This is a genomic window from Bacillus sp. MYb78 (genome assembly GCF_002975115.1).
In the GTDB taxonomy this organism is placed as follows: domain Bacteria; phylum Bacillota; class Bacilli; order Bacillales; family Bacillaceae_G; genus Bacillus_A; species Bacillus_A cereus.
In genome coordinates this window covers 170,687-195,043 of record NZ_PCOB01000003.1, presented here as the reverse complement: position 1 = coordinate 195,043, position 24,357 = coordinate 170,687, and the positions used below count along the sequence as shown (strand labels likewise).

The window sequence follows — 24,357 nt, the reverse complement described above, 5'->3', positions numbered from 1 at the left end:
TAATTTATTATTTTTAAATACGGTACGTGAAATTTTAAAGTAATATAAAAAATATTTTTATCTATAATATATAGAATTTATAAAAAAACAGGTATTGATTTTATCAATTTAATTAGAGGAGATGTTTCAATATGTACGCAAAGATAATTCTAAAAACAGGTGAGTATCATTTCAAAACAGAATCACATTACAGACCAGAAGAATTGGAAGCATTAATGCACAGAATAAACAATTGTTGGGAACAATTTAAAAAAGACAAAGAAATTTCCGATGTTTTTATCAGTAAGGTTAATATAAAAGACAGATTCATCATTGAATACTTGGAGTGCTTCCAGAAATGGAAATTAACAGAAGCAGGAGATATTATTTCATTTGTTGACAATACTTCAAAAAAGAAAAGTTTTCATGTAAGTTTCATTTCGTTATGGCATTTAGGATTTTTCACTGTACCAAATAAAGATTTATTTAATACTCGTTGGGAATGCGACGTAAATGACCGACAAGTTTCTCACAAAGGATATTCATATCTATAATAAAAATATAAAAAAGAGGTTACCTGATTTTTTCAGGAACCTCTTTTTAAATAACCTCGTTGTTATATGCTCTTGATGTACACTTTGGACAAATGTGTTCACTCCAACCTACTTTACTTGCTAATGTGATAGATAAAGCATTTTGACCGTAAAATTGTTTTGTTTTTTCATCCCATAAATGCATAGTTGATTCTTCTTTACATGTCGGACATTTAATATTCTTACTCATATAAACCCTCTCCATTTCTTTTATTTTTATTTGTTATATTCATTATCTAATAAGTCTTTGTTATCATATATATTCCCAATCACTTCAATTGATTCAATAGAATGAAGGTCTCCCCCACCCTCTCCATTTACCTCAAACCCAAAGTTAGCGTCCGAAAAACAGACTACTCCTTTTACATTGTCATATCCACCATGCCAATGAGATTGACGCTTCCCAACAACAATGTCACCTGCAAACACCATTTGTTTTTCATCACTTGAATCTTTCAGTCCAATATATTGTCCCACTGATTCAAATTCTACTGGAACAAAACCTTGTCCTGGTGATTCAATATAAGCTAAGTTATCTTCATAATTCATTACAGCATTGCCATAAAACCATTTTATATCACCATAATCTTCAATCGGTTTTCCCCTAAACAAAATCACATTTATCCACTCCCTCTACTTTTAAAATACACATTTAATATTGCCCAAGCCCAAGACTACTTACGAGAATTTCATTTTCCTCTAAAGCTGATAATTCTGATTTCCCATGGTCACATTTTGTACAAAGTACATTATGAAACTTACCATTTTCTAAGTAAAAAAGAACATGGTCTCCCTTTTGAATACGGTCTTTACAGTCTCCACATTTTAATCTTGATGACCTTGCAATAGAACTATGAATTGTGATACCCATGATATCCCTCTTTCGTTAACATATTTTAGATTCTATGAAACTGATTCTTGTACTAAGTTGCATTTCTTACAATAAACCTTTTCTTCTACTACAACTGCGTTTTCCTCAGTACATGTAATTGAGCATTTTTGACATGTAAACCACCAACCGTTTTTTAACAATTCATTTTTTGGCACATATCCCAAATCAGCATATTTATCAAACTCTATTATCCTACTCGCTCTGATTTCCGTATAATCGCACCATCTATACGCTTCACTCTTCACTTTCGCTTTACCAACGGTCTCAGCAAACACTATCTCTTGATTTTCACCATCGCTACCTTGAACATGAAATGCTTTCATAACATACACCTACTTCCTTACTAAATACACTTTATATTCTACATTTCTAATACTTTTGCATTTGCTACAGGAAAGATTTTAAACCTCTGGCTTTGTAGCGTTGTTGATACAATAAAAGTATCTATATAGCTGTTCATTTTATTAGCATCTACTGTAACGAGCATACCATTATGCAACTTCACATATACTCCACTCTTGAATCCATCACCAAGCATAAAACCCTCTCCATTAAGACACCTTTCAAGCGCTTCCATCAAGGTCAAGTCATATTTTATTTTCATATACATTCCCTCCTTATTTGGATAGAACTCTTTTTTGCTTAATTTTATTGAATTACTGCCAATACTCATTATTGAAGTGTTTTCTTCCATACTCTTTTAACGCTTGGAGTTTGTTAATCATTTCATCAATATCGCAAATATGAATAGACATTGTATCTTCTCCTGTTTTATCCTCACGGGGTTTAACACCATTAAAACCAATGCTGTAATCAATACACCCATCCTTTTTCAAAATCACTTCATCAGTACCAAACTCCTCATCCCCTAAAACGATATTTCCACCTTCATATTCATGAATCTTTTTAAACATAATATTTCCCTCCCTGTATAAGACTTAATTTTTCCGAGAGTTAATCTCTTTCAAATTTAAATGCAAATGAGTAAACATCTTTCCAGTCAATTCCATAGCATCTTCAGCACTAATTTCTTTCTGGATGTATTTTCGTTGTATTTCTGCTTGATATTCAATAAACTCAAGCATGTTCAATGATTTTTCTTGTATAATTGCATCCATAATTTATTCACTCCTATTTGTAATCTACAAATCTTTGAAAGTTAATAATCTTTACTTCATCATACTTATACTTATTCTTAATTCTTGTTTGAACTTCTTTTATCCATAACATGCCCTTTTCAGATGGGTGTTCAAATATATTAATGTGGTCATTATCAATGCCACGAAAACAACCATTTGTATATGAATACGATACAAAATAATCATAGTCCATCACCTTATATGTTCCACTTCTAACCTTTTTTACATCTTCTTCTGTATATCCCATACGCAATAAATAACTACATTGCTTACACAGTTCTGATAAGCATTCAGATTCATCTACATTACAAATCCTGCATTTCACTTATCTTCACCTTCATCATAATCAGTAATTTGATAACCATCTTTTTTTGTATAGGTTACTGTTGCAATAACTTTCTCTTTTTTAATTAAATCTTTATCTGAATACATTCTAATGGTAATTTTTTTATCCCTATTTTCATCTTTAACGATATTCTCTGCAACCGACTTCAAATTCTCTGGTGTTAAAAACTCATCAACAAGCACCGCATAATTTGCATCATCTTTTGTAATGTCTTTATGCACAACCGTAAACTCACTACCCGTAGGATGATTTGCTTTTTCAATTGATTTGTTCATCGCATGAATTTTATAGAATGAAAAAATTGCAATGACCGAAAATAAGGTATAGATTATATTTTTTAATCTCTTAATTTTTTTTAGTTCCATGACGGCCACAGCTCCTTATCTTCGAAAAGAATGTCAACATCTTCTTTTTGTCTTTCATCCAAATCGTCATAATTCTCTTTGAACCATTTGATTTGAGCTTGTGTAATTTGATAAGTATGATTCTCATCAATAAGAAAACCTACAAAACCTCTCGAAATCGGAATGTAGTTCTTGAATCGTTTCAAATATTCATCGTCAGGCATATGAAACTCTCTTAATTCACCCATCTTTTTATACTTATCTTCTTTCCAGTGTTGCTCATCTAAAACCTCTCTTGCAAAATACTGATGACCTCCATATTCACATGGAACCAATGTAGCATTAGGTGTTAACCAACCAATTAAAGAAGTCATAATCACTCATCCTTTTCTGTAAATTTCATTGACTATAGTTTATAAAGACTTTATGATAATATCATGGAGGAGATTAAAATGTCAAGAATTCAAATAACTGGAGATATACATGGTATTTTAGATGTACAAAGGATATTAGAGATAGACTACTTAACAACAAATGATTATGTTATCGTTGTGGGGGATTTTGGATTTCCATGGAATAACTCAAAAAAGGAAAAGAATTTATTTCAACAATTGGTTGCAAAGCCATTTACAACTTTATTTATAGATGGCAATCATGAAAATTTCACGTTGCTAAATAAGTATGAGGAGAAAACATGGAACGGTGGGAAAGTTCATTTCTTAAGCGACAATATTATTCACCTCATGCGTGGGCAAGTTTTTACGATAAACAACAAGAAGTTTTTTACTTTTGGTGGTGCATCATCAACAGATAAATACAGAAGAATGAACGGAATTGATTGGTGGGAGGAAGAGCTTCCTTCTTATGAAGAAATGGATGAAGGGATTTCTAATTTAGAAAAACACAACTATAGTGTTGACTATGTACTTACACACACTTGCCGTACAGAAACATTAGAAATGCTATGTAGACTATATGGATTCCGTCCAAAACCAGATTGCTTAAATAAATACTTAGAATCTATATATAAAAATTTAAACTTTTCTCATTGGTATTTCGGGCACTATCATAAGGATTTACCACACGTAATGAGAAACGAAACAGTTTTATTTCGTGAGATAAAAAATATCGAGTAACCCATTGTCAAAACGGGTTACTTTTTTTATATGAAATAAAATGATATGTTCATATGATTTTATTTTATGCTCATATTTTGTTATCGCAATTACATTTAATAAATATAATATACAAACAACATACAATAGGAATACTTAATGGGTATAAAATTTAAAAGTTTTTTACAGTGGACTATTTTTACATCATGGAGATATACAGTGGTTATGGCATATATAGGGGAGGAACAAACAATGACATCGGTACTAAAATTAAAAACAACAGAAACAATGGAGAATGAATTAGGAGCGTTTTTGAAATCAGAAAGAAACAAGAAAAAATTATCTTTGGAAAAAGTAGCGAAAGCAATCGGAGTAAGTGCATCATATTTACATCGTTTAGAGAATGGAGATAGAAAAAACCCTTCTATCGCAGTCTTGGAACAACTTTGTGAATTCTTTTCACTTAATCCTCAAAAGGTTTTAGAAATGGCAGGGCTTTCAAAAGAATCTATGATTCGTGTTGATAATATAAAGATTCCTTTATCACAAATAGAAAATCTTGCTTCATTCATGTTGAAGCTTGACCTCACTGACTTTACACAAGTCATTACTTTAAAAGAGGAAGTTGAAAAGTTTCAAAACAAATTTAATAAATAAAAAAAGACAGATATATTCTGTCTTTTTTATTTATTCATTTACTTCATAATACACTCTGCCTTCAATTTTATCTTCTATCCTCTTAATATCTGGGTACTCTACAAGAACGGTTTTACCACCGTCTATATCCCCCACTTGGCATAATAAACCTTCAGGTTTACACTCATAGGCGTTTGCACGATATAACTTCTTACCATTTGTTGTGATGAATAAGTCCGTTTTTACATCTTTTATAAAAAACATAATAACTGATTTTAAATCATTTAACGATTCGCTTTTTCTTTTCAAACTCATTCATATCTCTCCCCTGTCAATTCACTCTCTACTTATAGTCTAACCAAATTTTTTTTAGAAAACAAGCTTGATTATAGTCAATGAAATTACAGGTTAGTACTCCTCATCTAATTCAAAATCAGGTTGTAAAAACTGTTTCTTTTTGCTCTTCCTTTGATGTATTGCTTCAATAGATTTTTGAATAGGTTTTTGTTTTTCCTGTAACTGTGCTGTTTTTTCTGCTCCCTGTTCCCTTTCTATTTTAGGCATCTTTTTCATCATTTTCTTTTTATGATTCAATCCAATCCGCATACAATCTTCTGCGTCTTCTACAAGATTCAAAATACCTAAGACAACAGAACGTTCCCCTTTTTCATTTTTGGTTTCACAAATAATCTCATTACGTCCTCTTCCTACAAATTCTTTATAACTGTAATAGACTTGTTGTTTTTGGTAATAAATAGAATCCTCATAAATGAGAGAGTTCATAAACACAAAGTTATTAATATTAGGCTCTAACATAGCCTCATAATCGCCCCGTTCATCAATCATTTGCTTTTTACTTTGCATAAAGAGTGTACTTCCAATACAATAATCATCTCCACAAGACAGTAATAATTCCACAAATGGAAGATAGTATTGAGAGTCATCAATATAGACAAAGTGAGGCGATACTTTTGTATCTTCATTCACTTGCATACTTAGTTGCAATTGAGATAATAGCATTGCAGTAGCTCTAATACCATCATCCCCATTCACTACGTATTCCATATCAATAATAACTATCATCTTTTTACTAATGACCTCTTCATAATCAATAATCTCTTCCTTTACTCGGTTATATTCATAACTTTGAAATTCAAGAATTTTTCTTGCCTTTTCATCTATACTCGGTTTCAAGAATACAACTTTTCTCTTTGCTTTCTTGGCCATGCCATACAACATACAAGAAATGTCTTTCCTCCCTACAATAAAAGTCGCACCACACTCTTTATTGTTAATATCTTGTTGTGCCATTAATGGTAGCATTTCGGTGGTTTTTCCTGTATTTTTAGAGCCTATAACCAACGTATTCCCTAAACGATGAATCCCATTAATATTAGATTTATCAGTGATTTTCAATGCGAATTCTTCTTTTGTCAATAATTGTTCATTCATAGCATAAAACACCTCTTTCTATTAAATTATTTAATATATTATATGAACCTTATAAATAAATATATTATTCTATAAACACTTACACTTATCTGCAAAATAAAAAAGCTTGATATATAATCAAGCTCTCTATTCAGTCTTAGCAACTTTTCTACGTTTATTTAATTTTCGACCCTTCACTTGTTCTGCTTCAGATTTATGAGGTTTCGTCCTTCTAATTTTCTCTTTCGTAATTACTTCCTCGTATTGTGATTCGTCATAGTCTCGTAATTTCATTTTAAAATCGCTCCTCTTTTTCATTAAATATATTCAATGTTTTATTTATCTTTTTTAGATGCTATATTCTATACATATAAAACGAAAAATATAATCAATAGTTGATATTTTTTGAGCTTAATAGGTTCGAGCTATGAATAAAGGTTTAATTTCCTTTAATAATAGATAAGTGCTATGACAATAATGAAATTAGGAGGGATTATAGAAAAGATGATTATAAGATATGTACATATAATAGTGGAATAAATAATAAGGATGTTTTTTACATTAACTGAATTCATTTTATATCCCATGGCAAGACTCACGACACAAGTATAGCTACTATTAAGTTATAAAAAACACAAAGTTATTAGATAAAGTAACTTTGTGTTTTAAGCATTTATTCTTCATTTTCACTACCTCCTGTTCAATCATTTTTTATATAATACTAAGTTCCTTATCAGAAAATATTGTTTATATACATTTAGTTTGTTTAAGAATTCAACTGCATAATTAATAATAATTAATAATACAAAAAACTCGCTTATAATAAGCGAGTTTCCGTTTTAAATATTTGAAGCTTTTCTTGTTTCTTTATTCAAAGCTTTGATTACTAATTTCTGCTCTTTTAGTAATTGTTTAAGGTTTCTTCCTTCAATATTTCGCTTCTGTAAACCAACTGTATTGATTCTTGTATAATCATCAGACAATCTACTTACGTTATAAAATAAAGTAAATGATTGTTGAATATCTTTAGTACGAATCATGCCATCTACACGAATGCTATTTCTCTCTATTTTTTGCTTCTTATATGTAACAGCACCTACCATTTGTTGATGTACCTGAATAGTAAAATATCTACCATCATATACATTTACTTCATTTAAAAAATCAATATTAAAGTTTTCAATGAAATTCTTAATCGCAGATGCAATTACTTCTTCGTTCTCTAAGTACGCTTGCTTTTCTGCTGAACAAAATTCCATTACACCGTTATTACAAATCATTGAACCTTTTTTTCTTAATAATGAATTAATCGCATTAATCATCATATAAAACACTCCTCTTTTTTAATTAAATGAATACCTGAATTTAGATTAACTTAATTAAGCAACTTGTTCTGCAAAAAATCCTGGTTTATACCACGAACGTAATACACCAGGTGTTTCTTTTGTTTTTACCTGAACAAAGTATTTAGATTCTTTATATGATGGTTTATTTGATACAATGTTTACATACTTCATTTCATCACGATTCTTAGCATTATCAGCTACAACCTCTGCTTCTTCGTAAGAATCACATTCAAAAATCACCTTATTAACTTTTCCTTCTGATTCTCCCCAATCACCTAAATATGTGTCTGTCATTGTTACATAATACTTTTTCATAATAAAATCTCTCCCTATTAAATAAATTTATCAAATACCTGTTTTGTTATAATCCATATATTATAGATATTTCCCTCCATAAATATAAAAAAAGTCGAGATTTATTTTTTCAACCTTTACTATGTTACAGAATAAAGTTTTCCTTTTCTTTCAGAACCTTACCATTCTTTTCTACCTCTAAAACCTCAAATCCCCACCACAATAAAAAAGAAGACACTTTAAAAGTATCTTCTTTTATTGATTATACAGCTAACCTTTCCCTCGGATAACTCGCCAATCACGCACGATAACATCATTATATACATGTAAATTAATTTCATTCTTATTCTTGGTGTTTTTTTACATATATAAAATAACTTATTATAGTAAATAATATTTTACTAACTTCTTATTTCATGTTATAATAAATTATGAAACAAATACATTATTACGAGGTGGTAAATATGAAGAAAATGACAATTAAAATTGAAGGTGGACATTGGAAATCTAAAATTGACAATATCCATGAGCATTTAAATGAAGTAAACCGAGGGAACGGGAAACACCGTACAAAAAAAGGAAAAGGTTCTTATTCTCGCAAAAACAAACACAAGGAGCGTTACGACTCATCATCTGATAAACGTAACGCTCCTTTTAATTTATAATTTGTGTTGTTCCGTCATCATTTATTTTTATCATGCCTACATAACTACCTTTGTATAATAGTTGAGCAGAATAAGAATTCGAGAATAGAAGTAATCCATTTCTATCATCTTGGATTTTAAAAGCGGTCCCTTCACATAACCCCTCTAATATCTTTTTATATAAGGTATTCTTCTTATATATATACACATCATCATATTCATACCATTTTGTTGTATACGCTTTTAAACATTGTTTTAAATACATTTGCCTGGGAATTCCCTCATCTTTTTGCTCTTGATATGAAAGCTCAATCCCTTCTAATATAGATTCTTTATTTTCTTCTAAATACGCATCTTTTACCTTCTCTTCAATTTTATTTCTATCAATATTGTCTACAATTTCAGCCTTAACAGGATTTATAAGTAGATGCCCATATTCACCATTATATGTAAGCAAAAAATCAGTTGGAATATCCATTAATTTATCTATCAGTCTCTTTTGTTTTCTCATTACTACATCCCCTTTCTTTTATTTTTTACAGTGCATTATAGATGATAGTCATTAAAAATATGCACGAATTGAAATAATAAGAAAGTCTGATGATAAAACATGTATGTTTCATATTCTTCTCATTGACTATATATAATACAATATATTGAATTTTGAGGAGGATTTGCTATGAAATTAAACAAGAAAATCAAGACTTTTTTAGAAAATAAAAAAGGTGTTGCTACGATTGAAATTGCGATATGTGCCATGTTATTCATCATTGCAATTGGAGCTTTTATTGACTTGTCTGCTATATTAAGTAAAATAAATTCCATTTCATCTACAAATGCCTATGTTTCACGGGTCGTTGGAGCTCAAGGTGGTGTAAAAACAAGAACGCCTGAAAATTTCAAAGGTGAATACATTCATTCCAAAGAACTATACCAAAACGTTAAAAATTCCTTAGAGCGTTCTGGATTAAAAGAATCTGATTGGAGTATGTATATTGATGGTAGACGATTAACAAGTAGTATAAACGTTCCACTAAAAGACTATGGTAATGAAATCACGATTAAATTAAAAACTAATTTAAAATGGGATTTATTAAGCAATTTCATCCCTGGAGACTTAACGAATAATCAAACATCAGAGAGAACCGTTGTTTCTTCATTCAAAGTTAGAACTGGAGATGTAAAATCCGAATATAAACAATAAAAAGGCTTAGTATTTTACTAAACCTTTTTTGTTGTATCTGACCAAATATGTGAAAAAGGACAGATATTATCTGCCCTTTTCCTTATTTTTCAGTTTTATAATTGTATTGCGTTGCTGTTGCTAATACTGTACTAAATTTTGTATTGTACTTATATGTATTAGAAATTCCTGCATTAACCGTAAACTCTACATCTTTTACATTTTTATCAGCATTTAATTTTTGAACCATATCTTGAAGACCTTTTAGTTGAGCTACGATGTCTTCTTGTTTTTTATTGCCTTTGATAGAAGTGTTTACGTAGAGAAGCCCGTCTTTCATATCAGCCTTACTAATCTTCCAATCTTTTGTTGCGTTCATGTTTTTATCCACTGTAGGAATACTGTTAAACACTAAGAATTCAAGATGCTTTTCAGTAGCAATTGTTTTATTTTTTAAACCATCTACATAGAACTCTTTTGGTACATCTCTTTTTTCTTTATTATCAAAGAAGAAAAGCTCTACATTTTTATGTGTTAAAGCTTGTACTTTATCAGTAAGGTCTTTCATATCTTCATCTTTCAATTTAGTTGAGCCAATTACGAGTTTAACATCATTTTTCGAGAACTCTTTGTTTATTACTTGATATTCTACTTTGATTAAATTATCAAAAGATACCTCTTTTAAATCTACTGGTTTTTCCTTAAATAAAAACATCACACCACCAATAATCGCACCAATTAGCAATACAACTACACCAATCATTCCAAATAAAACCTTTTTGTTTTTTAAATCAAATAAATTACTCAAAATCCTCCATCTCCTTACTGTTTATTTTCTATCTAATTTATATTGTCGAGCGTTCAAAAGTATCTAACGGACATTATATTTCTATAAAAAGAGGAGCAGGTAGTATTCTTTATCACCTGCTCCTCTTGGTTTATTCACTTTGCGTATTTGATTGCAAAGGTTGTTCTTCTACTTTCGGAAGAGTAGGTTGCACTTCAGTTTGAGATTGAGCTTGGTCTTGTGATGTATTTACCTCTTGGCCATCTTGCGGAACTATTGGATTTTCATTCACCGTATTTGGTGTTGGTTGACTCACATTTTGTTTCGCTTTATTTACTTCTTTTTCTTTTTGAGATGCTTCAATTTCTCTTTTCTTTGCATCTTCAATTCTTTTTTGCTCTGCCATCTTCTTCGCTTCTTCAACCTCTTTCAATCTTCGTTCCTCTTCCAAGCGTTTTCTTTCTTCTTCTTGTTTCCTTCTTTCTTCAGCTAACTTTTCTTGTCTGATTTTCTCTTCTAAATTAGCTTTATCTCGTGCCACTTTACGTAACGATTTATTGAATTCTACTTTTAAATCATCGTATGCTGATTTGTGTTTCACTCTATCCAATCGTTTCCAACCATCTTCTTCTAATGTTTTAACCGCATCATATTGTGAAGGTTCTGTAGCTGAGAAATCATTAATTTGAGTGATTAACTCTTTCATGTATCGCTCTCGTTCTAACTCTTCAGATTTCGTTAGTCCATGAATAATACGATAGTCTTCAGCATCTAAACGTTCTTGTTGAGCATTTGTTTCTTTTCGAATTCGTTTTGACTCATTACGTTCACGCACATTTTGTTTTTGCTTCACAGTATATAAGCTATTAACCAATTTACCATCTTGTACGAAAACAGTATCTGGTTTTTCAAAGTCTTTGACTTCTAAACCTTCATGAATTTGTTCCATGAACTTCCTCCAGATATCCATTGTTGTAATACTAATAGAGTTTGATTGTTCTTGCGGTGTATCATCACCCGTATACACAGCGGTTGTATAATAAGGTGTATATCCTACAAACCAAGAATCTTTATTGCTATCAGTTGTACCCGTTTTACCAACCGCAAACGGATAATTACTCATATTAGCTTGTTTACCTGTACCTTGGTCTCCATGAAGTACAGAACGCATAGTATCTGTCATTAAATAAGAAGCACCTTTGTCATATACTTTTACTGTTTTTTTGTCATTTTCATAAATCACGTCATTTGTAGATAAGAATGTAATCTTTCTAACATTTGTTGGACGAATGAATTGACCACTTCTTGCAATTGTAGAATATCCAGAAGCCATTTCTACTGTTGTAGCCCCTCTTGTTAAACCACCCACTGCAATAATTGGATTGTTATCTTGTGGTGTTAAATATTTAAATTCCATATTAGTAAGATACTGCGTTATTGTATTACCACCAAATTCAGATGCTAATTTAAACGGTATCGTATTGATAGAGCTTTCTAAGGCATGTCTAACAGTCACTGCCCCTCTATATCCTCTGTACCAGTTTCTCGGTCCCTTAGGAACTTCACTATCCTCAAGCACACTATCTGGTGAATAACCTCTTTCAAAGGCAGGAGTATATGCAACTAAAGGTTTCATTGTAGAACCTGGTTGTCTGGCTCCTAAATATGCTCTATTGAAGTTATTTCCTTCTTGTGTTCTACCACCAACAATTGCAACAACTTCTCCAGTTGTATTATCTATTGTTGTTACTGCTGATTGTTTTTTATAAATCCCAGAATTCGGGTCTTTTTCTCTGAACTTCTTCATTTCAGCATCTACAACGTTTTGAAGTTCTTCTTGTTTTTTAGGGTCAATAGATGTTTCAATTTTAAATCCACCCATTACAATTTTCTGACGCATTTCATCATATTTTTCTTGGTACTTCTCAAAATATGCTTTTCTGTCTGCATCATCTTTGAATTGATAACGGAAATTAAAACCATCCTCTTCCATCAACACTTTTACAGCGTTATCAATGGCATACGTAAGGGCACTTCCTTCAATCTGATTATTAATTGTATTCGGATTTACATTTAACCCTAATTCTTCAGCCACAGCTTCCTTATACTCTTTTTCACCTATATAGCCAAGTTCTTTCATTTTAAATAAAATGATATTTCTTCTTTTCTTCGCTTTTGCAGGATTTTTTACAGGGTCATAAATACTTGGGTTATTTGGAACACCTGCGAGCATCGCTACTTCTGAAAGCTTCAAATCTTTAGCTGACTTACTAAAATAGTATTGTGAAGCTGTTTCAATTCCATATTTACCATGACCGAAATAAATGTTATTTACATAGAATTCCATAATCTCTTTTTTAGAGTATTTTTCTTCTAATTCTTGAGCAATTACCATCTCTTCGATTTTTCGCCACATCGTCCTATCCATTGTTAAAAAGACATTCTTTGTTAACTGTTGTGTAATCGTAGAGCCACCTTGTACGGTTCCTCCACCACTTTTAACAAACGTATATACAGAACGTAGTAAACCTTTAAAATCAATTCCTCTATGGTCATAGAAACGCTCATCCTCAATGGAAACAAATGCTTTCTCAATAAATGGACTCATATCTTTAGAAGAAACATATGAAAATTCTTGTGCTTTTAGTTCTTTTAATATATTCCCATCTTTATCAAGAATCTGTGTTGATTTCTTACTATTAAATGTCGAAGCATTAATTTTACTTACTTTGTCATACCCTTTTGTGATAGACTTAGCAATTTCATCTCCATACTTATAATAGCCATACCCGAAAACACCACTTGCGCCAATGAGTGATACTAAACTTGTTCCTAAGAAGAATTTCAAGACCTTTCTTTTTTTAGAGGTCTTTTTCTTTTTCTTCTTCTGCTCCTTCACTTTCTTTATACCTCGTTCTTCTCTGGTTTCCATAAACAACCTCCTTGCTAACGTTTCACAACTGGCATAATCAGTGATTGATAATGACCATTTTGTTCATGCTGATATTCAATAATTAGAGGTTCTTTTACACAACCAATTGAGTCCGTATTATAAATTGATAAAACTTCTTCTTTAATCCCTTTGACAATACTTTTAAAAAGACCATACTTTAGGATTGTGCAATTACTGACAAATACCACTTCTTCAGGATGAAAGATTCCGATATTTCCAGGAAGTAATGCATTTACTTTTTCTTCTGTTAATTGCATTTTCGAAGGAGTTTCTGAATCCACTTCTATATGTTGTTCGTCTTCTACACTCTGTTCAGATTCATTCATCATCGACTCACCAAGAAATATAGTTCTTACTTTAGGTATTAAACCCTCGCAAAATTCGTCCTCTTCCTTAGGTGCATCAGGAACGATTTCAAATGGCTCATTTAATGTAATTAGAAGATGTGTATCTTTTGTATCTTTAATCCCTTTCTCCTTGTAATAAGCATCAATATCTCCCATTCGGGACATGACATCTTTCTTACACATAGGATATATATCTTTCGAAGTAATTAATGTCAAAATCTCTTTAACTTTTGGAAAAGCGATGGCTATTTCAATAGGTACTTTGAACTGCATCATAGTTGTTGAAATATGGATTTCATTGTCGGATAAAAAGCATTCAATCTCTTTTGACTTATCTTCTTTTAACAGACGAATCATACGAGCCACTACCTCTTTTTCAATATAAAAAAGAGATTTATTATCAATATTTGCACTTACAGTTTTTTGAATGACTTGATGTAAACTTGTAGCACAAAACTCAATTGAATTATCAACATTCACTTGTAAGTAACTCGTTCCTTTTAAATAAGTTTTTTTAACAGCAACTGCACATTCGTAAATACTGTTATGTAAAACCTCTTTATTTATAGAAAATAATTTATTACTCGAAATCGAAAAACCACTCTTTTCATACTCATTGACACGTTGAATTCTTTGAGGCTCATAAAATCCATCATCAATTTTCAGAAATTCCTCTTCAGATTCAAGCGTTAGTAGTACATTTTTCTTAAATGAAGCCTTAAAAACGCTTGTGATTTCTTCCAATGAAACTGTGATTTCCCCTGCCGTTATGACATTGGCATTGCTTACAAAGGTCATAACAGGAAAATCTTCGCTATCTCCCACAAAGACCACTTTTTCTTTTTCAGCAATCATTGTAAAAGTACCGTACTCATCATCTTTCGATTCCTTAGAGGTCAACATTTTTTCTATCATTCCAAAAGCTTTACGTATATCATTTTTCTTTGCTTCAAAAATCATGCGTTCACCTTCTTTTTATTGACTATAGTAAATTATAACACATTCCATTCACTATACAAAATAATAATTAACCCTCTTTTAAAATAGTGCAATCACTTAATGGTAACCAACCCGAATGCTCTAATTCAATATTTGTATAAATACGTACATTTCCATACGTGTCAATATCCACTACATCAAACTCTTCTCCAATATACTTGTGATACCATATGTGTTCTACTGGAGCTTTTTTAATACGAATTCTTTTCGGAACTAATCTCAATCTGTTTTCTTTTAAACCACCATTCAAAACTGTTAATTCCACTTTCTACACCCCCTTAACGATTAAATTGTTTGTATTTAAAAATTCTCTATTGTTTGACCTTCATAGAAATCGAAATATTCTGTTGTGTAAGTTTCAAGCTCACCCAAATCATTTTTAACTTGAATTAAGTCGCCACCTACACATTCTTTTACTACATATACTTTGTTTCGAGTTAAATGAAAGTCACTTTCGTTAGAAACTACTAAATCAAAAGCATCTACTTGATCTCCATAACAACTGCCTCGTTTCATAAAATACTTCCTCCTTGTCTTTATAAATCGTTCATTCACTACGAATAGAACCATTAGCTATTAGTTTTTAAAAGAACACAATTCAATTGTTGAATTTAAATTTAAGAATCGTAATACCTTTTCATTCACTACTTCAAAATCAACTTCCCCTGGATAGTTATTGTTGTACCAAGTCTTTGTAGGAATATCAAAGTATACTGTTCCGTATTTTTTCTTATCATTGATATTTACGTACTGTCGCTTCATTAATTTGGTACTGGAAACTTTCTTTTCCCAATACTTTACTCGTTTCACAAAGATTTCAGGCTGAGAACTCTTCTGAACAGATTGAACTTTGATTGGTTCTTCTTCCACCTCAGGTATTTCACTTGCAAACCTGCGTTTGAGCTCTAATAAACAATAGCCAGTCGCTTCTGCATCCTCGTATGCTCTATGACGATTCTTATTCAAATAGCCAAACGTTGTACAAAAATCATCAAGCTTATATTTTCCTTTGTTAGGACAAAAATGTTGAAATACTGCAACGCTATCTAACACTTCATTTTTTGGATGGATACCTACTTTTTCAAAATAAAACAATAAGAATCTATTCCAATCAAACTTTGCATTATGGGCTACAACTAAAAAACCATCAATAAATTGTTGAAAAACGGGTAACACCTGACCGTAGACTGGCTTTCCTTGAACCATATCATTTGTAATCCCTGTTAATTTTGTAATGTTCGCAGGGATTTTCATTTCAGGATTAATCAATTGACTATACTTATCTACCACTTTACCGTCAATGTATTTTACAGCACCAATTTCTGTAATGCGTCCACCCTTCACTGGAGAGAATGCAGTTGTTTCAATATCCAATACTACAAAATTGTTACGTCCTAATAGATTAAGCATTTTTTGTGTTTCTTTTTTTGTCGCCATAGTAAATAATCACCCTTTGTAAAGTTCTTTCGCATTGACTATTGTCAACAAATCAATTTTACAACTTACTATAGTTAAAATCAACATTTATTTATTGACTATAGTAAAAAAACCATCGCGATTAAAATGCAATGGATTTTTATTCGTTTTAATTACTTATAATTTTTCCACATTCAGAACATTTCTCTTTCTGGATTTCTTCCGTATCAAATGGGTCATGTATTGGATGTGTTTCTTTATGAGGACAAAGGCTTTGCATCTTTTCTAATAAATGATTTTCTTTTTCGTACATTCTTGCTAACTCTTCTTGGAAGAGCCCATACTCTTCTTTCGCTTTTTCATAAGCAGTCATCTCTAAGGAATCTTTCAATTCATCGCCTTCCCACTTCCTTTTACACTTTAATAAGTCCTTCGCTGTAGATTTCTTGTTACTTCGTAAAACACTATCTATCTTAGCTTCTCTTGCCATTTCTCTTAATTTATTCATGTTTAATACACTCCTTTTTAATTTCAACAATCCTTTGACCATCCAAGCCAATTGAAATATCAATTATTAGGAAATTCACTTCATAAAGCATCTCAATTTGCTTTTCTGTATTAGGCATAGCTCTTAGACGATTTAACATACGCAACCCAAAATTCCTCGCAGATGTTGCCAGAATTGAACTACCGCCATGTAAACCCGATGTTACTGCAAGGAAATCCTCATCAGCCATTAATTCGCCAACAATTAATCTGGATGGCTCATTAGAATCTTGCAAGAATCGTAAACTCCTCATACTAAAATCTCCGTCATCTCGAATAAGAATCTTCTTATTCTCAAAATCAATATTGGGCGAAATTTCAGGATAATTTTCTATTACCACTGACTTTCGTTCTGGGAATCTCTCTAATTGATACTTAAATAAAGCATTTAATAATACAGTCTTTCCCACTCCAGTAGTTCCTGTAATTACTATATTTTTATTTTCTTGAATCGCCTTTTTAATTTCTTCTATTTGTACAGATAAGAGATAATCACAACTATCAAGACTTTCCAATGAAAACGTTTCATTTTCTAATATAGAACGAATCCACTTTCCATTACGTAACGTTTTTACATATTCCTCATTCTTCATCCGTTCGTCATTATACGTGTCTGGATTATTCAGTGCCATTTCGAGTAGCCTCGTCAATGGCTCCACACCTTCCTTCCTTAACAGTTCAATTAATCCTTGTTCTTTCGTATCCAATCTCATTACTTTTGTTTGTTCTTTCATATCAACACGCCCTTTCCTTATTTTTTATCATTAATTTGTAACTTAGTTACATTGTAACTTTTTTATTTACTATAGTAAATAAAAATAATGTTCTATAACCGCATAATTTAAAAAATACACTTTACTGCAAGGCTTCTAAAGGCAATAAAAGAATGATAGCATTATCGCTATCATTCTTTTATTAATAGTTCCTTATAAAATTATCTAAGTATTGTCGTTGACCTTTATAATTGAAATAATACCCACTATCATTTGAATACAATCGTAATAAGAAAAATATATACTCTTCATTTACAAACTCATAACCAAACACAGAATCATTTATGCCATATACAACTTTACAAACAACAAGCCCGAATCCTGTAAAACTTAGTGCATTATATCCAAAAGATTCTTTGTTCATTTTCCCTTCTTTAAACTCTTGTATTAGTTCTTTTTTAGTCTGCATTTCTATTTACACTTCACTTTCTTTTAAGATTTTCAAGGATTTTAGTGTGTCAAAAAACTCATTTTCGTCTGATTCTGTTGCGAGAATTCCATTTCTTGATAATTGATACGCACAACGATATACTTCAGGCAGATAAACCCCCATCTCAACCATCTTCCCCGTCATTTCAGTTACTTCTAATGTAATCGTGTCCATCAACTTACCTAATTCTGTGTACATCCGATATGTAGCAGTGAAAGAAGCTTTTTGGATTCCATCCACTATGATGTTTTCTTGCTTCTCTTGTGTTGTTTGAACAATCACACGCTCTTTATATAGTGATTTGTTTTGTTCTCTCAATCTTCCATATAAATCTATTAATTCACTAATACCAATACTTTGATTAGACTTGCTGAATGACAAATGTGTAACTTTATTATCGAGTAAAAGTTTATGAAATTCTTCTTTTGAAATTTCTCTTATAAAACCAAATAGTCCCTGCTTCTTATAGAACTTTCCATCTTCTGACCAAGCATTGAATTTATTAAATATTTTATTCCATTTAGTAGTTATGAACATAACTTTCACCATCCCATCACTACACAAGTTGATAAATATCCCCTACAATCTCAATTTCATCTGATTGATAAAAACTAAGTGCCATACTTAGTGTGTTATCCTTTGCTTCTAACATAAATGAGCCCTCTTGTAGCGTTACAATAAACGGAACAGAATGCCCTTTAACATGCATAAGATGTCCATCATAAATCTCTCGATTATACATGTCTTTTTTACCTGAAAACAAATAGAATGTCCCTTTCATTTCATATTCGTACCCACACTCATCTCTTCGACTCATGTCAAATAAAAACAATCCATCTTCGAATGCTCTAATTTCAAAATTCTCATTGGAACATAACTCACTCCAAGAAACCATTCTATTACTCTCTTCATCGAAATAATTGAATTTAATCATTTATAATACCCCTTTAACCAAATATCTCTTTAACTTTGTTATTTACATCCCTCACAAAATCTTCATCTGTTCCCAATAATTCATTCATCAAACTTTGAACAAATAAATGTCTGGATAGCATACCATTCATATTGTCACTTTTGTTTGTAATACGAATATATCTCTTATCGTAAACAAATGTTCCTAATACTCTCTTTCGCTTATGTAGCCTAAACGTGATTTTATTACGTGTATCACTAACGATATAAAACCCTCGTCTCTCAAGTATTTTCTTCATCTTATCTGCTAATTCTACGTTTGGCTTTGTGGCATTACTCGTTCTTGGTTTCTTTTTGTATAATAATTTTACGGCTACATCTTCTTCCTTTTTGCAATCACTCACAAAATCATTCCACTCATCGTAATGAACAAGAAAATGGCCACCTAACACAGGATTGTTAATTCGGTAATATTTCTCATCTTTATCAAAATATCTACCACATAATCTACATGCGTGAACTGGTCCTTCTTTTTCCCACATTTCTTTGTTCCCTATTGTATATACTGGCTCTTTAATCTGATATTTTTTGTTCTCCATCTTTTTCATCTCCTTTCGATTCATATATATTTTTTCATTCCGAAACAATTTTCGGAGTGTATCCTCTAAGAAATTAATTAAACACTTTTCAAATTCGCTATTAGCAGTGGTAAGAACTTTTATTTGATTACTCTTCATAGAAAGTAAGAATTTATATTCTTTACAAGAAAATCTAATTTCCTCATTATTTGTAGAATCAATACGAAAATCTTCGTTTCGTAATTTTTTAAGAACATCGTCCTTGTTATTCATCTTCTTCATAGGCGATTCATATGCGAATGAAGAACATAATGTGCTTCCTGAAAAAATTGGATTTACAAGCATATCTACCATCTCCTTTATTCTACATATTCCTTTACAAAAACAATAACAATTTTATTAACTATAGTCAATAATAAAAACCAGATAAATCCTTAAAACAATCTAACACCTAACAACTATTGTAAATAATATTCATTGATAACATACTATATATAGGAATCTACTAATAAAAAGGAGTGAAGCAAAATGATTAATATAGAAACTATCAAAATCTCATTAATGATAACGTTATCCATTGCTTTTGTTCATCTATCAATACATTTCTTTTTAATGGAATTGAAAAAATGTTGGGAAGCAGATTTGATGGATTTTTTACACAAATTAGAGGAAGAAGGAGCTAAGATTGAAGCTTCTAATAAACAGTATTAAATAACGAGATACAAACAAAACAAGAGCAAGATTCTAATCTCTCGCCCTTGTTTACTTATATACTTTGTTTTCAATGAAGTCTTTCAAAATTTTATTTTCTTTTAAATATCTGTAAGCATAATCTGTACATTGATACTCTTGTCCTAAATAATGATAGATAAACTCCATTCTCTTTATTTCAAATTCTTCAATCTCTTGAATAGATGGTTCTTTATATAGTGGATTTGATATTGTTCTACTTGCACCAGAATCCAATACAAAAACTATATATTTATTAAATCTTCTGACTTTAGGGTTTATATAAGGACATGCAACCTTCGCCTCCTGAACAGCTCTTTTATAGTGAGTCATTTCAATCATCCCCTTTTTGTTTTATCTTACTTATCTACCATTCAAATTAATCCCCTTTTAGATACATATTTTTGAACTTTTTTCGAAATTAAAAATCTTGAAATTGAATATAATAATTGAATTATAAAAAACAGATAATCAAAATGATTGATTATTAAGGAGAGGCTAACACATGAATATTAACTGGAACACAATTACTGATTTTATCAATTTATTTGATTTAAAAATCTTAGTATATGGATTAATTATAGGAGTTGTCTTTTATTTAATTAAATCTGGTATAAAACGAGTTAAAAGAATGATTCGTAAAGCGAAAAGAGAAGCGAAGAAACTCACGATACGATTAATAATTAAAAGTTTTTTAGGTATATAGTAATAAAGATTTAAAGTATACTTACAAAATAGATATTTAAGTTGAACGAAAACATGTAGCGTAATAAATTAAAAATTCTATACAGGGGTGTTAATATGAGTGAACATAATCACATGGTTGAGAAAGATTGCACACTTCAATTTTATAAAGGAAAAGACAGAATGAGTGTAGATATAGAAGGAGGTAATATATTTGTTTTAAGAACCAAACTTGGAGATGGTATTTTATTGGAGAGCTACGATGAAATTGAAGATACGATAACACTTCTTACAAAAATTAAGGAAACAAAGTTTACAAAAGAATGAACTTAAAAAAGTAAAAACCACCAAGCATAGTCCTTTGTGGTTTTTTATTTCATTTTTCAATTGATAGATACATTTCTTTTAAACGCTTCAAAAACGGTCTAAATTCCTTATGCGGATATATATTCCTACAACTCTTCACATGTGATTCATGGCCATTTCATAGTCCCCTAATTCATGACACACTAACCATAAACACAATACCGCTGACCTTGAAACACCCTCATAACAAGATGCAAGGACTCTTTTCCCTTGTTCTTTATATAAAAGAATCTCGTCAAAACATTGAATCCATACTTTTTCTGCAACTATCAAGTTTCCATCATCGAAAGGAACATGATGCATTGTTATACCCTGCGGAACAACAAGATTTTTAGGAAGTGTTCTATCCCATCTAAAATCATACCAAATATCTACTAACGGTATTGTTTTTCTTATATTTCCTGTCCCACCTATATAAAGCCAATCGAATACAGGTGTTATGTCATCATTGCACGGTCTTTTCATTCTATCCCCCTTTTCATTTCAATGATTTTGTTAAAAACGGTTATAAATATCCCCGTTCTCTTGTAAAAGTTAAAATGATATAAGCATATATACTTTTTACTGAATTTCAATTTATATAGGTTTATGTTTCGGAGGGGTTTTGAATTTCCTGTTTTTAAATATTCAACTCAATAGGTTCAATAACTTTCTATAACGGTTATGACCCCTCATCTATTTACATTGGTTTTTTATAAACTTCAGTATTTATATACTTTATTCGTTCATTCTCCATTATTTTCTCTTTTTTAAAATCTCCATCTATAGCATGAAATAGCATTATAGATAATGCAAGAATACCTATTGCTACGACAGTTGCCACAATTTTATTTTCAAAAGCATTACCACATAAACCCATTACCGATAATACCAAAGTTATCTTCAATACCCACAATATAATTTCGATTATTAGGCTCGCCATAGCATTTATCTCCCTTATTCTTATAATCCCTGTTTTATCTGCATTGCAATTCCCGCAAACATACCGAATAACATGAGTAGCGATATGAAAATCATCATATATTTCATCCATTTCTTTTTCATTTTATAAACACCTCCTGCTTATACAAAATAAGTGTGATGGAAATCCACCACACTATTAAATCGCAATATCTTTAACAACTATATCAACAGACGTAAAGACAAGTTCTTTTTCTTGTTTCTCAGTCTTATAAATAACCTTAATGTAATCTTGACCATTTATAGCCAGTCCAATCACAAGTGCATATTCATTTTCAAAATCATTTACATAGGCATGTAAAAACGCTTCTGTATCAATATCCTCTTGCGAGTATGTCACAAGCTTATGCTCTACAATATCTTGAATACTCGTAACAAATGAAGGATTAAGGTCTTTATATACATCGTTAATGCTAACGCTTGTTCCTACATTCATTTCTAATTGTTTTAATAGTTCCTGTCTCTCAACGGCATTTTTATCCGAAATAATTTTCATTACTCATCACCCATTTCTATTTTCTATAATTAAATTTTACATTTTTTATTAACTATAGTCAATAAAACGAGTTGTTTATCATTGGCTTAATTCTTTATTCTTTTCTGCTTCTATTTCCTCTACTGCTTTTTTAAAAATGTATTCTTTTACTGCTACATTCACATCTTCTATTTCAAAGTCTAAAGGATTTTCATTTTTATATCGGGTTATGTACATAACATCAACAACTGTGTTGTCAAATTCATCTGTAGCTGTAATTAAGAAAATATGACCTTGGCGAATTGGCTTTAAATTAAAACTTTGCGTGGATAGGTTAGATAAAACTGAACTCACAATTACCTCTGTTGTTAGTTGCATTAATTCATTTGGAAACTCTCCATCTGCAAACTTTTTCCCCACCATTTTTTCTACTAATACTTCTTTTGTTTCTGATTCAATTTCTTTTACAATTTGAACAATATCCATTTGTATTTCACTCCTATTGCCTATAAAAAAAGTGCCGATACATATCGGCACCTTTCCCAGGATTATATTTACTTGACGTTAGAACACACATGCAAAGCATGACTGTACTTCGCATGTGAATCATTAAGAACTTTACATCCTTATGTTAACACTTTTATTAACTATAGTCAATAAAAATTAATCTTCTTTGATATAAATTGTAAAGGGATAATCACGAAATGTTTCTTCTATCAGTTTAAACACTTCATTCCAATCTCCCCCTGCTAATCCACATCCAAATTTAAAAGGTATTGCAATGGATAGATTATGTTTTTGAGCCCGCATCTTTAATGAATAAAAAGCTTGTTTCAATGCATCCATTTCCGTATATACACCATCTCTACCAAACTTGTGTTGTCCAAATATATTTGCAATGTACTTATCCTTACTTTTTATAATTTGACAAGTACCTAACAAATGTCTTCCTTTATTTTCTTGCAAACACAACGCTCTATATCTTTCAAATGCTTCTGGATAGTGTTTTTTTATATCTTTTGCTAACCCTGACCCCATTACACCTTGAGCGTTCACTTGATGACAAACAATATCTTCTGTCGCCTGTAACAAATCCCCTTTTACAATCTTTATAAACTCACTCATAAAAAAACTCCTCTCAGTTACCTTTTTTATATGTTGTCTATGTATTGTATTCATTTTTGTTTTGTTTCATAAAATCTTTATATGCAGTGACCGTGTAATAGTGTAATAAAAATTTCATTTCTAAGTATAATAAATAAATTTGAAAGAGGTGATAACAATGTCCATGAGACCAATATTGAAAGAAGTACATTGTGCAGAATGCAAAAATAGATTCAACGGGGATTTTTCAACAATAGGAATGGCACAAAAAAGACATATACTTTGCGAGGAATGTAGAAAAGAACTATATCAAAGAAATAACAAAAAAACAAGAGAAAGACAATGTTTTTAACATT

General features: G+C 30.9%; 41 protein-coding genes. 7 read left to right on the top strand and 34 right to left on the bottom strand.

The genetic code is table 11. The features are described 5' to 3' along the window. Positions 1 to 131 precede the first annotated feature (131 nt). On the top strand, positions 132 to 533 hold the full coding sequence (locus CQ064_RS08340) for a hypothetical protein (protein ID WP_000270941.1): 402 nt from the start codon (positions 132 to 134) through the stop codon (positions 531 to 533). A 46-nt stretch (positions 534 to 579) separates the two neighbouring features. Here CQ064_RS08340 and CQ064_RS08335 read toward each other — a convergent pair whose 3' ends face one another. Genes CQ064_RS08335 through CQ064_RS08290 form a run of 10 tightly spaced genes read right to left on the bottom strand, consistent with a single transcriptional unit; the run spans position 580 to position 3,667 of the window. Beyond that, complete coding sequence (locus tag CQ064_RS08335) at positions 580 to 762, bottom strand: hypothetical protein (RefSeq protein ID WP_000041836.1); 183 nt, start codon at positions 760 to 762, stop codon at positions 580 to 582. A gap of 26 nt (positions 763 to 788) precedes the next feature. Beyond that, complete coding sequence (locus tag CQ064_RS08330) at positions 789 to 1,190, bottom strand: YopX family protein (RefSeq protein WP_000600170.1); 402 nt, start codon at positions 1,188 to 1,190, stop codon at positions 789 to 791. Positions 1,191 to 1,224: 34 nt separating this feature from the next. Then, positions 1,225 to 1,443: a hypothetical protein gene (locus CQ064_RS08325; protein ID WP_000513097.1), complete on the bottom strand. Its 219-nt coding sequence runs from the start codon at positions 1,441 to 1,443 to the stop codon at positions 1,225 to 1,227. A 32-nt stretch (positions 1,444 to 1,475) separates the two neighbouring features. Beyond that, the gene (locus tag CQ064_RS08320; RefSeq protein WP_000642906.1) at positions 1,476 to 1,787 is read right to left on the bottom strand and encodes a hypothetical protein; all 312 of its coding nucleotides are present in this window, start codon (positions 1,785 to 1,787) and stop codon (positions 1,476 to 1,478) included. Between the two features lie 38 nt (positions 1,788 to 1,825). Further along, entirely contained in the window at positions 1,826 to 2,068 is a 243-nt protein-coding gene (locus tag CQ064_RS08315) for a hypothetical protein (protein WP_000695960.1), read from the bottom strand. Between the two features lie 52 nt (positions 2,069 to 2,120). Then, the gene (locus CQ064_RS08310; RefSeq protein WP_000473366.1) at positions 2,121 to 2,378 is read right to left on the bottom strand and encodes a hypothetical protein; all 258 of its coding nucleotides are present in this window, start codon (positions 2,376 to 2,378) and stop codon (positions 2,121 to 2,123) included. Between the two features lie 24 nt (positions 2,379 to 2,402). Continuing rightward, positions 2,403 to 2,582: a hypothetical protein gene (locus CQ064_RS08305; RefSeq protein ID WP_000338785.1), complete on the bottom strand. Its 180-nt coding sequence runs from the start codon at positions 2,580 to 2,582 to the stop codon at positions 2,403 to 2,405. 13 nt (positions 2,583 to 2,595) lie between these two features. Next, positions 2,596 to 2,928: a hypothetical protein gene (locus CQ064_RS08300; RefSeq protein ID WP_000650120.1), complete on the bottom strand. Its 333-nt coding sequence runs from the start codon at positions 2,926 to 2,928 to the stop codon at positions 2,596 to 2,598. After that, a complete protein-coding gene (locus CQ064_RS08295) occupies positions 2,925 to 3,314 on the bottom strand; it encodes a hypothetical protein (protein WP_000420713.1) in 390 nt (129 codons plus the stop codon). Before CQ064_RS08295 ends, CQ064_RS08300 begins: the two co-directional genes overlap by 4 nt. Next, entirely contained in the window at positions 3,305 to 3,667 is a 363-nt protein-coding gene (locus CQ064_RS08290) for a hypothetical protein (protein ID WP_000202388.1), read from the bottom strand. Before CQ064_RS08290 ends, CQ064_RS08295 begins: the two co-directional genes overlap by 10 nt. A 78-nt stretch (positions 3,668 to 3,745) precedes the next feature. On the opposite strand from CQ064_RS08290, the gene CQ064_RS08285 reads away from it, so the two are divergent. Together CQ064_RS08285 and CQ064_RS08280 are read left to right on the top strand one after the other, a co-directional pair. Beyond that, on the top strand, positions 3,746 to 4,429 hold the full coding sequence (locus tag CQ064_RS08285; protein ID WP_000086946.1) for a metallophosphoesterase: 684 nt from the start codon (positions 3,746 to 3,748) through the stop codon (positions 4,427 to 4,429). Between the two features lie 231 nt (positions 4,430 to 4,660). Then, positions 4,661 to 5,065 (top strand): helix-turn-helix domain-containing protein, encoded by a 405-nt coding sequence (locus CQ064_RS08280; protein ID WP_000204971.1) that lies wholly within the window; start codon positions 4,661 to 4,663, stop codon positions 5,063 to 5,065. Between the two features lie 30 nt (positions 5,066 to 5,095). On the opposite strand, the gene CQ064_RS08275 is transcribed toward CQ064_RS08280, so the two are convergent. The 5 genes from CQ064_RS08275 to CQ064_RS08260 all read right to left on the bottom strand — a co-directional run bounded on the left by CQ064_RS08275 (position 5,096) and on the right by CQ064_RS08260 (position 8,136). After that, positions 5,096 to 5,359 (bottom strand): hypothetical protein, encoded by a 264-nt coding sequence (locus CQ064_RS08275; protein WP_000054002.1) that lies wholly within the window; start codon positions 5,357 to 5,359, stop codon positions 5,096 to 5,098. A 93-nt stretch (positions 5,360 to 5,452) separates the two neighbouring features. Continuing rightward, on the bottom strand, positions 5,453 to 6,496 hold the full coding sequence (locus CQ064_RS08270; RefSeq protein WP_001005334.1) for a hypothetical protein: 1,044 nt from the start codon (positions 6,494 to 6,496) through the stop codon (positions 5,453 to 5,455). 126 nt (positions 6,497 to 6,622) lie between these two features. Next, the gene (locus CQ064_RS33430; protein WP_000776546.1) at positions 6,623 to 6,769 is read right to left on the bottom strand and encodes a hypothetical protein; all 147 of its coding nucleotides are present in this window, start codon (positions 6,767 to 6,769) and stop codon (positions 6,623 to 6,625) included. Between the two features lie 545 nt (positions 6,770 to 7,314). After that, positions 7,315 to 7,800 carry a hypothetical protein gene (locus CQ064_RS08265; protein WP_000973209.1) on the bottom strand — a complete coding sequence of 162 codons (486 nt, stop codon included), beginning with the start codon at positions 7,798 to 7,800 and terminating at the stop codon, positions 7,315 to 7,317. A gap of 54 nt (positions 7,801 to 7,854) precedes the next feature. Next, on the bottom strand, positions 7,855 to 8,136 hold the full coding sequence (locus CQ064_RS08260) for a hypothetical protein (protein WP_000761194.1): 282 nt from the start codon (positions 8,134 to 8,136) through the stop codon (positions 7,855 to 7,857). 443 nt (positions 8,137 to 8,579) lie between these two features. Here CQ064_RS08260 and CQ064_RS08255 point away from each other — a divergent pair, with 443 nt between their 5' ends. Continuing rightward, complete coding sequence (locus tag CQ064_RS08255) at positions 8,580 to 8,780, top strand: hypothetical protein (RefSeq protein ID WP_000738845.1); 201 nt, start codon at positions 8,580 to 8,582, stop codon at positions 8,778 to 8,780. On the opposite strand, the gene CQ064_RS08250 is transcribed toward CQ064_RS08255, so the two are convergent. After that, positions 8,770 to 9,270, bottom strand: a complete 501-nt coding sequence (locus tag CQ064_RS08250) for a hypothetical protein (RefSeq protein WP_001231276.1) — start codon at positions 9,268 to 9,270, stop codon at positions 8,770 to 8,772. The two genes, CQ064_RS08255 and CQ064_RS08250, sit on opposite strands and share 11 nt — an antisense overlap. Positions 9,271 to 9,438: 168 nt before the next feature. On the opposite strand from CQ064_RS08250, the gene CQ064_RS08245 reads away from it, so the two are divergent. After that, the gene (locus CQ064_RS08245) at positions 9,439 to 9,963 is read left to right on the top strand and encodes a TadE/TadG family type IV pilus assembly protein (protein WP_000773461.1); all 525 of its coding nucleotides are present in this window, start codon (positions 9,439 to 9,441) and stop codon (positions 9,961 to 9,963) included. An 82-nt stretch (positions 9,964 to 10,045) separates the two neighbouring features. Here CQ064_RS08245 and CQ064_RS08240 read toward each other — a convergent pair whose 3' ends face one another. From CQ064_RS08240 to CQ064_RS08185, 12 genes are all read right to left on the bottom strand, one after another. Next, positions 10,046 to 10,750, bottom strand: a complete 705-nt coding sequence (locus tag CQ064_RS08240) for a hypothetical protein (protein WP_000067200.1) — start codon at positions 10,748 to 10,750, stop codon at positions 10,046 to 10,048. 130 nt (positions 10,751 to 10,880) lie between these two features. After that, entirely contained in the window at positions 10,881 to 13,661 is a 2,781-nt protein-coding gene (locus tag CQ064_RS08235) for a transglycosylase domain-containing protein (RefSeq protein ID WP_000449990.1), read from the bottom strand. A gap of 14 nt (positions 13,662 to 13,675) precedes the next feature. Continuing rightward, the gene (locus tag CQ064_RS08230; protein ID WP_000575659.1) at positions 13,676 to 14,989 is read right to left on the bottom strand and encodes a hypothetical protein; all 1,314 of its coding nucleotides are present in this window, start codon (positions 14,987 to 14,989) and stop codon (positions 13,676 to 13,678) included. Between the two features lie 67 nt (positions 14,990 to 15,056). Beyond that, positions 15,057 to 15,293, bottom strand: coding sequence for a hypothetical protein (locus CQ064_RS08225; protein ID WP_000424194.1), 237 nt, complete (start codon positions 15,291 to 15,293; stop codon positions 15,057 to 15,059). Positions 15,294 to 15,328: 35 nt separating this feature from the next. Then, entirely contained in the window at positions 15,329 to 15,544 is a 216-nt protein-coding gene (locus CQ064_RS08220) for a hypothetical protein (protein WP_000820317.1), read from the bottom strand. A gap of 60 nt (positions 15,545 to 15,604) precedes the next feature. Beyond that, complete coding sequence (locus CQ064_RS08215; protein WP_000201648.1) at positions 15,605 to 16,465, bottom strand: 3'-5' exonuclease; 861 nt, start codon at positions 16,463 to 16,465, stop codon at positions 15,605 to 15,607. Between the two features lie 148 nt (positions 16,466 to 16,613). Next, a complete protein-coding gene (locus CQ064_RS08210) occupies positions 16,614 to 16,952 on the bottom strand; it encodes a hypothetical protein (protein ID WP_001038112.1) in 339 nt (112 codons plus the stop codon). Next, a complete protein-coding gene (locus CQ064_RS08205; protein ID WP_000664227.1) occupies positions 16,945 to 17,724 on the bottom strand; it encodes an ATPase, T2SS/T4P/T4SS family in 780 nt (259 codons plus the stop codon). Before CQ064_RS08205 ends, CQ064_RS08210 begins: the two co-directional genes overlap by 8 nt. Positions 17,725 to 17,905: 181 nt before the next feature. Then, positions 17,906 to 18,172 carry a hypothetical protein gene (locus CQ064_RS08200; RefSeq protein ID WP_001193585.1) on the bottom strand — a complete coding sequence of 89 codons (267 nt, stop codon included), beginning with the start codon at positions 18,170 to 18,172 and terminating at the stop codon, positions 17,906 to 17,908. A gap of 6 nt (positions 18,173 to 18,178) precedes the next feature. Continuing rightward, on the bottom strand, positions 18,179 to 18,730 hold the full coding sequence (locus CQ064_RS08195) for a hypothetical protein (protein WP_003319934.1): 552 nt from the start codon (positions 18,728 to 18,730) through the stop codon (positions 18,179 to 18,181). Positions 18,731 to 18,749: 19 nt separating this feature from the next. Beyond that, the gene (locus tag CQ064_RS08190; protein ID WP_000589339.1) at positions 18,750 to 19,127 is read right to left on the bottom strand and encodes a YopX family protein; all 378 of its coding nucleotides are present in this window, start codon (positions 19,125 to 19,127) and stop codon (positions 18,750 to 18,752) included. 13 nt (positions 19,128 to 19,140) lie between these two features. Next, on the bottom strand, positions 19,141 to 20,028 hold the full coding sequence (locus CQ064_RS08185) for a hypothetical protein (RefSeq protein WP_000960846.1): 888 nt from the start codon (positions 20,026 to 20,028) through the stop codon (positions 19,141 to 19,143). Between the two features lie 183 nt (positions 20,029 to 20,211). Here CQ064_RS08185 and CQ064_RS08180 point away from each other — a divergent pair, with 183 nt between their 5' ends. After that, positions 20,212 to 20,394, top strand: coding sequence for a hypothetical protein (locus CQ064_RS08180; protein WP_000608114.1), 183 nt, complete (start codon positions 20,212 to 20,214; stop codon positions 20,392 to 20,394). 51 nt (positions 20,395 to 20,445) lie between these two features. Here CQ064_RS08180 and CQ064_RS08175 read toward each other — a convergent pair whose 3' ends face one another. Further along, on the bottom strand, positions 20,446 to 20,745 hold the full coding sequence (locus CQ064_RS08175; RefSeq protein WP_000150196.1) for a hypothetical protein: 300 nt from the start codon (positions 20,743 to 20,745) through the stop codon (positions 20,446 to 20,448). A gap of 468 nt (positions 20,746 to 21,213) precedes the next feature. Between CQ064_RS08175 and CQ064_RS08165 the strand changes: the two genes are divergently transcribed. After that, entirely contained in the window at positions 21,214 to 21,423 is a 210-nt protein-coding gene (locus CQ064_RS08165) for a hypothetical protein (protein WP_001289225.1), read from the top strand. A 135-nt stretch (positions 21,424 to 21,558) separates the two neighbouring features. Here CQ064_RS08165 and CQ064_RS08160 read toward each other — a convergent pair whose 3' ends face one another. From CQ064_RS08160 to CQ064_RS08140, 5 genes are all read right to left on the bottom strand, one after another. Continuing rightward, positions 21,559 to 21,927, bottom strand: coding sequence for a protein-tyrosine phosphatase family protein (locus CQ064_RS08160; RefSeq protein WP_000828340.1), 369 nt, complete (start codon positions 21,925 to 21,927; stop codon positions 21,559 to 21,561). A gap of 214 nt (positions 21,928 to 22,141) precedes the next feature. Beyond that, the gene (locus tag CQ064_RS08155; protein ID WP_000157580.1) at positions 22,142 to 22,384 is read right to left on the bottom strand and encodes a hypothetical protein; all 243 of its coding nucleotides are present in this window, start codon (positions 22,382 to 22,384) and stop codon (positions 22,142 to 22,144) included. A 177-nt stretch (positions 22,385 to 22,561) separates the two neighbouring features. Then, on the bottom strand, positions 22,562 to 22,918 hold the full coding sequence (locus tag CQ064_RS08150) for a hypothetical protein (protein ID WP_000691895.1): 357 nt from the start codon (positions 22,916 to 22,918) through the stop codon (positions 22,562 to 22,564). Between the two features lie 78 nt (positions 22,919 to 22,996). After that, positions 22,997 to 23,383, bottom strand: a complete 387-nt coding sequence (locus CQ064_RS08145) for a hypothetical protein (protein WP_000355859.1) — start codon at positions 23,381 to 23,383, stop codon at positions 22,997 to 22,999. A 177-nt stretch (positions 23,384 to 23,560) separates the two neighbouring features. Further along, positions 23,561 to 24,022 carry a macro domain-containing protein gene (locus CQ064_RS08140; protein WP_001288570.1) on the bottom strand — a complete coding sequence of 154 codons (462 nt, stop codon included), beginning with the start codon at positions 24,020 to 24,022 and terminating at the stop codon, positions 23,561 to 23,563. Positions 24,023 to 24,357 lie beyond the last annotated feature (335 nt).

Bases quoted from the DNA above. Each gene is read 5' to 3' on its own strand.
- CQ064_RS08340 (WP_000270941.1), top strand. From the start codon at position 132: ATGTACGCAAAGATAATTCTAAAAACAGGTGAGTATCATTTCAAAACA.
- CQ064_RS08335 (WP_000041836.1), bottom strand. From the start codon at position 762: ATGAGTAAGAATATTAAATGTCCGACATGTAAAGAAGAATCAACTATG.
- CQ064_RS08325 (WP_000513097.1), bottom strand. From the start codon at position 1,443: ATGGGTATCACAATTCATAGTTCTATTGCAAGGTCATCAAGATTAAAA.
- CQ064_RS08320 (WP_000642906.1), bottom strand. From the start codon at position 1,787: ATGAAAGCATTTCATGTTCAAGGTAGCGATGGTGAAAATCAAGAGATA.
- CQ064_RS08315 (WP_000695960.1), bottom strand. From the start codon at position 2,068: ATGAAAATAAAATATGACTTGACCTTGATGGAAGCGCTTGAAAGGTGT.
- CQ064_RS08310 (WP_000473366.1), bottom strand. From the start codon at position 2,378: ATGTTTAAAAAGATTCATGAATATGAAGGTGGAAATATCGTTTTAGGG.
- CQ064_RS08305 (WP_000338785.1), bottom strand. From the start codon at position 2,582: ATGGATGCAATTATACAAGAAAAATCATTGAACATGCTTGAGTTTATT.
- CQ064_RS08295 (WP_000420713.1), bottom strand. From the start codon at position 3,314: ATGGAACTAAAAAAAATTAAGAGATTAAAAAATATAATCTATACCTTA.
- CQ064_RS08290 (WP_000202388.1), bottom strand. From the start codon at position 3,667: ATGACTTCTTTAATTGGTTGGTTAACACCTAATGCTACATTGGTTCCA.
- CQ064_RS08285 (WP_000086946.1), top strand. From the start codon at position 3,746: ATGTCAAGAATTCAAATAACTGGAGATATACATGGTATTTTAGATGTA.
- CQ064_RS08280 (WP_000204971.1), top strand. From the start codon at position 4,661: ATGACATCGGTACTAAAATTAAAAACAACAGAAACAATGGAGAATGAA.
- CQ064_RS08275 (WP_000054002.1), bottom strand. From the start codon at position 5,359: ATGAGTTTGAAAAGAAAAAGCGAATCGTTAAATGATTTAAAATCAGTT.
- CQ064_RS08270 (WP_001005334.1), bottom strand. From the start codon at position 6,496: ATGAATGAACAATTATTGACAAAAGAAGAATTCGCATTGAAAATCACT.
- CQ064_RS33430 (WP_000776546.1), bottom strand. From the start codon at position 6,769: ATGAAATTACGAGACTATGACGAATCACAATACGAGGAAGTAATTACG.
- CQ064_RS08265 (WP_000973209.1), bottom strand. From the start codon at position 7,800: ATGATGATTAATGCGATTAATTCATTATTAAGAAAAAAAGGTTCAATG.
- CQ064_RS08260 (WP_000761194.1), bottom strand. From the start codon at position 8,136: ATGAAAAAGTATTATGTAACAATGACAGACACATATTTAGGTGATTGG.
- CQ064_RS08255 (WP_000738845.1), top strand. From the start codon at position 8,580: ATGAAGAAAATGACAATTAAAATTGAAGGTGGACATTGGAAATCTAAA.
- CQ064_RS08250 (WP_001231276.1), bottom strand. From the start codon at position 9,270: ATGAGAAAACAAAAGAGACTGATAGATAAATTAATGGATATTCCAACT.
- CQ064_RS08245 (WP_000773461.1), top strand. From the start codon at position 9,439: ATGAAATTAAACAAGAAAATCAAGACTTTTTTAGAAAATAAAAAAGGT.
- CQ064_RS08235 (WP_000449990.1), bottom strand. From the start codon at position 13,661: ATGGAAACCAGAGAAGAACGAGGTATAAAGAAAGTGAAGGAGCAGAAG.
- CQ064_RS08230 (WP_000575659.1), bottom strand. From the start codon at position 14,989: ATGATTTTTGAAGCAAAGAAAAATGATATACGTAAAGCTTTTGGAATG.
- CQ064_RS08220 (WP_000820317.1), bottom strand. From the start codon at position 15,544: ATGAAACGAGGCAGTTGTTATGGAGATCAAGTAGATGCTTTTGATTTA.
- CQ064_RS08215 (WP_000201648.1), bottom strand. From the start codon at position 16,465: ATGGCGACAAAAAAAGAAACACAAAAAATGCTTAATCTATTAGGACGT.
- CQ064_RS08210 (WP_001038112.1), bottom strand. From the start codon at position 16,952: ATGAATAAATTAAGAGAAATGGCAAGAGAAGCTAAGATAGATAGTGTT.
- CQ064_RS08205 (WP_000664227.1), bottom strand. From the start codon at position 17,724: ATGAAAGAACAAACAAAAGTAATGAGATTGGATACGAAAGAACAAGGA.
- CQ064_RS08200 (WP_001193585.1), bottom strand. From the start codon at position 18,172: ATGCAGACTAAAAAAGAACTAATACAAGAGTTTAAAGAAGGGAAAATG.
- CQ064_RS08195 (WP_003319934.1), bottom strand. From the start codon at position 18,730: ATGTTCATAACTACTAAATGGAATAAAATATTTAATAAATTCAATGCT.
- CQ064_RS08190 (WP_000589339.1), bottom strand. From the start codon at position 19,127: ATGATTAAATTCAATTATTTCGATGAAGAGAGTAATAGAATGGTTTCT.
- CQ064_RS08185 (WP_000960846.1), bottom strand. From the start codon at position 20,028: ATGCTTGTAAATCCAATTTTTTCAGGAAGCACATTATGTTCTTCATTC.
- CQ064_RS08180 (WP_000608114.1), top strand. From the start codon at position 20,212: ATGATTAATATAGAAACTATCAAAATCTCATTAATGATAACGTTATCC.
- CQ064_RS08175 (WP_000150196.1), bottom strand. From the start codon at position 20,745: ATGACTCACTATAAAAGAGCTGTTCAGGAGGCGAAGGTTGCATGTCCT.
- CQ064_RS08165 (WP_001289225.1), top strand. From the start codon at position 21,214: ATGAGTGAACATAATCACATGGTTGAGAAAGATTGCACACTTCAATTT.
- CQ064_RS08160 (WP_000828340.1), bottom strand. From the start codon at position 21,927: ATGAAAAGACCGTGCAATGATGACATAACACCTGTATTCGATTGGCTT.
- CQ064_RS08155 (WP_000157580.1), bottom strand. From the start codon at position 22,384: ATGGCGAGCCTAATAATCGAAATTATATTGTGGGTATTGAAGATAACT.
- CQ064_RS08150 (WP_000691895.1), bottom strand. From the start codon at position 22,918: ATGAAAATTATTTCGGATAAAAATGCCGTTGAGAGACAGGAACTATTA.
- CQ064_RS08145 (WP_000355859.1), bottom strand. From the start codon at position 23,383: ATGGATATTGTTCAAATTGTAAAAGAAATTGAATCAGAAACAAAAGAA.
- CQ064_RS08140 (WP_001288570.1), bottom strand. From the start codon at position 24,022: ATGAGTGAGTTTATAAAGATTGTAAAAGGGGATTTGTTACAGGCGACA.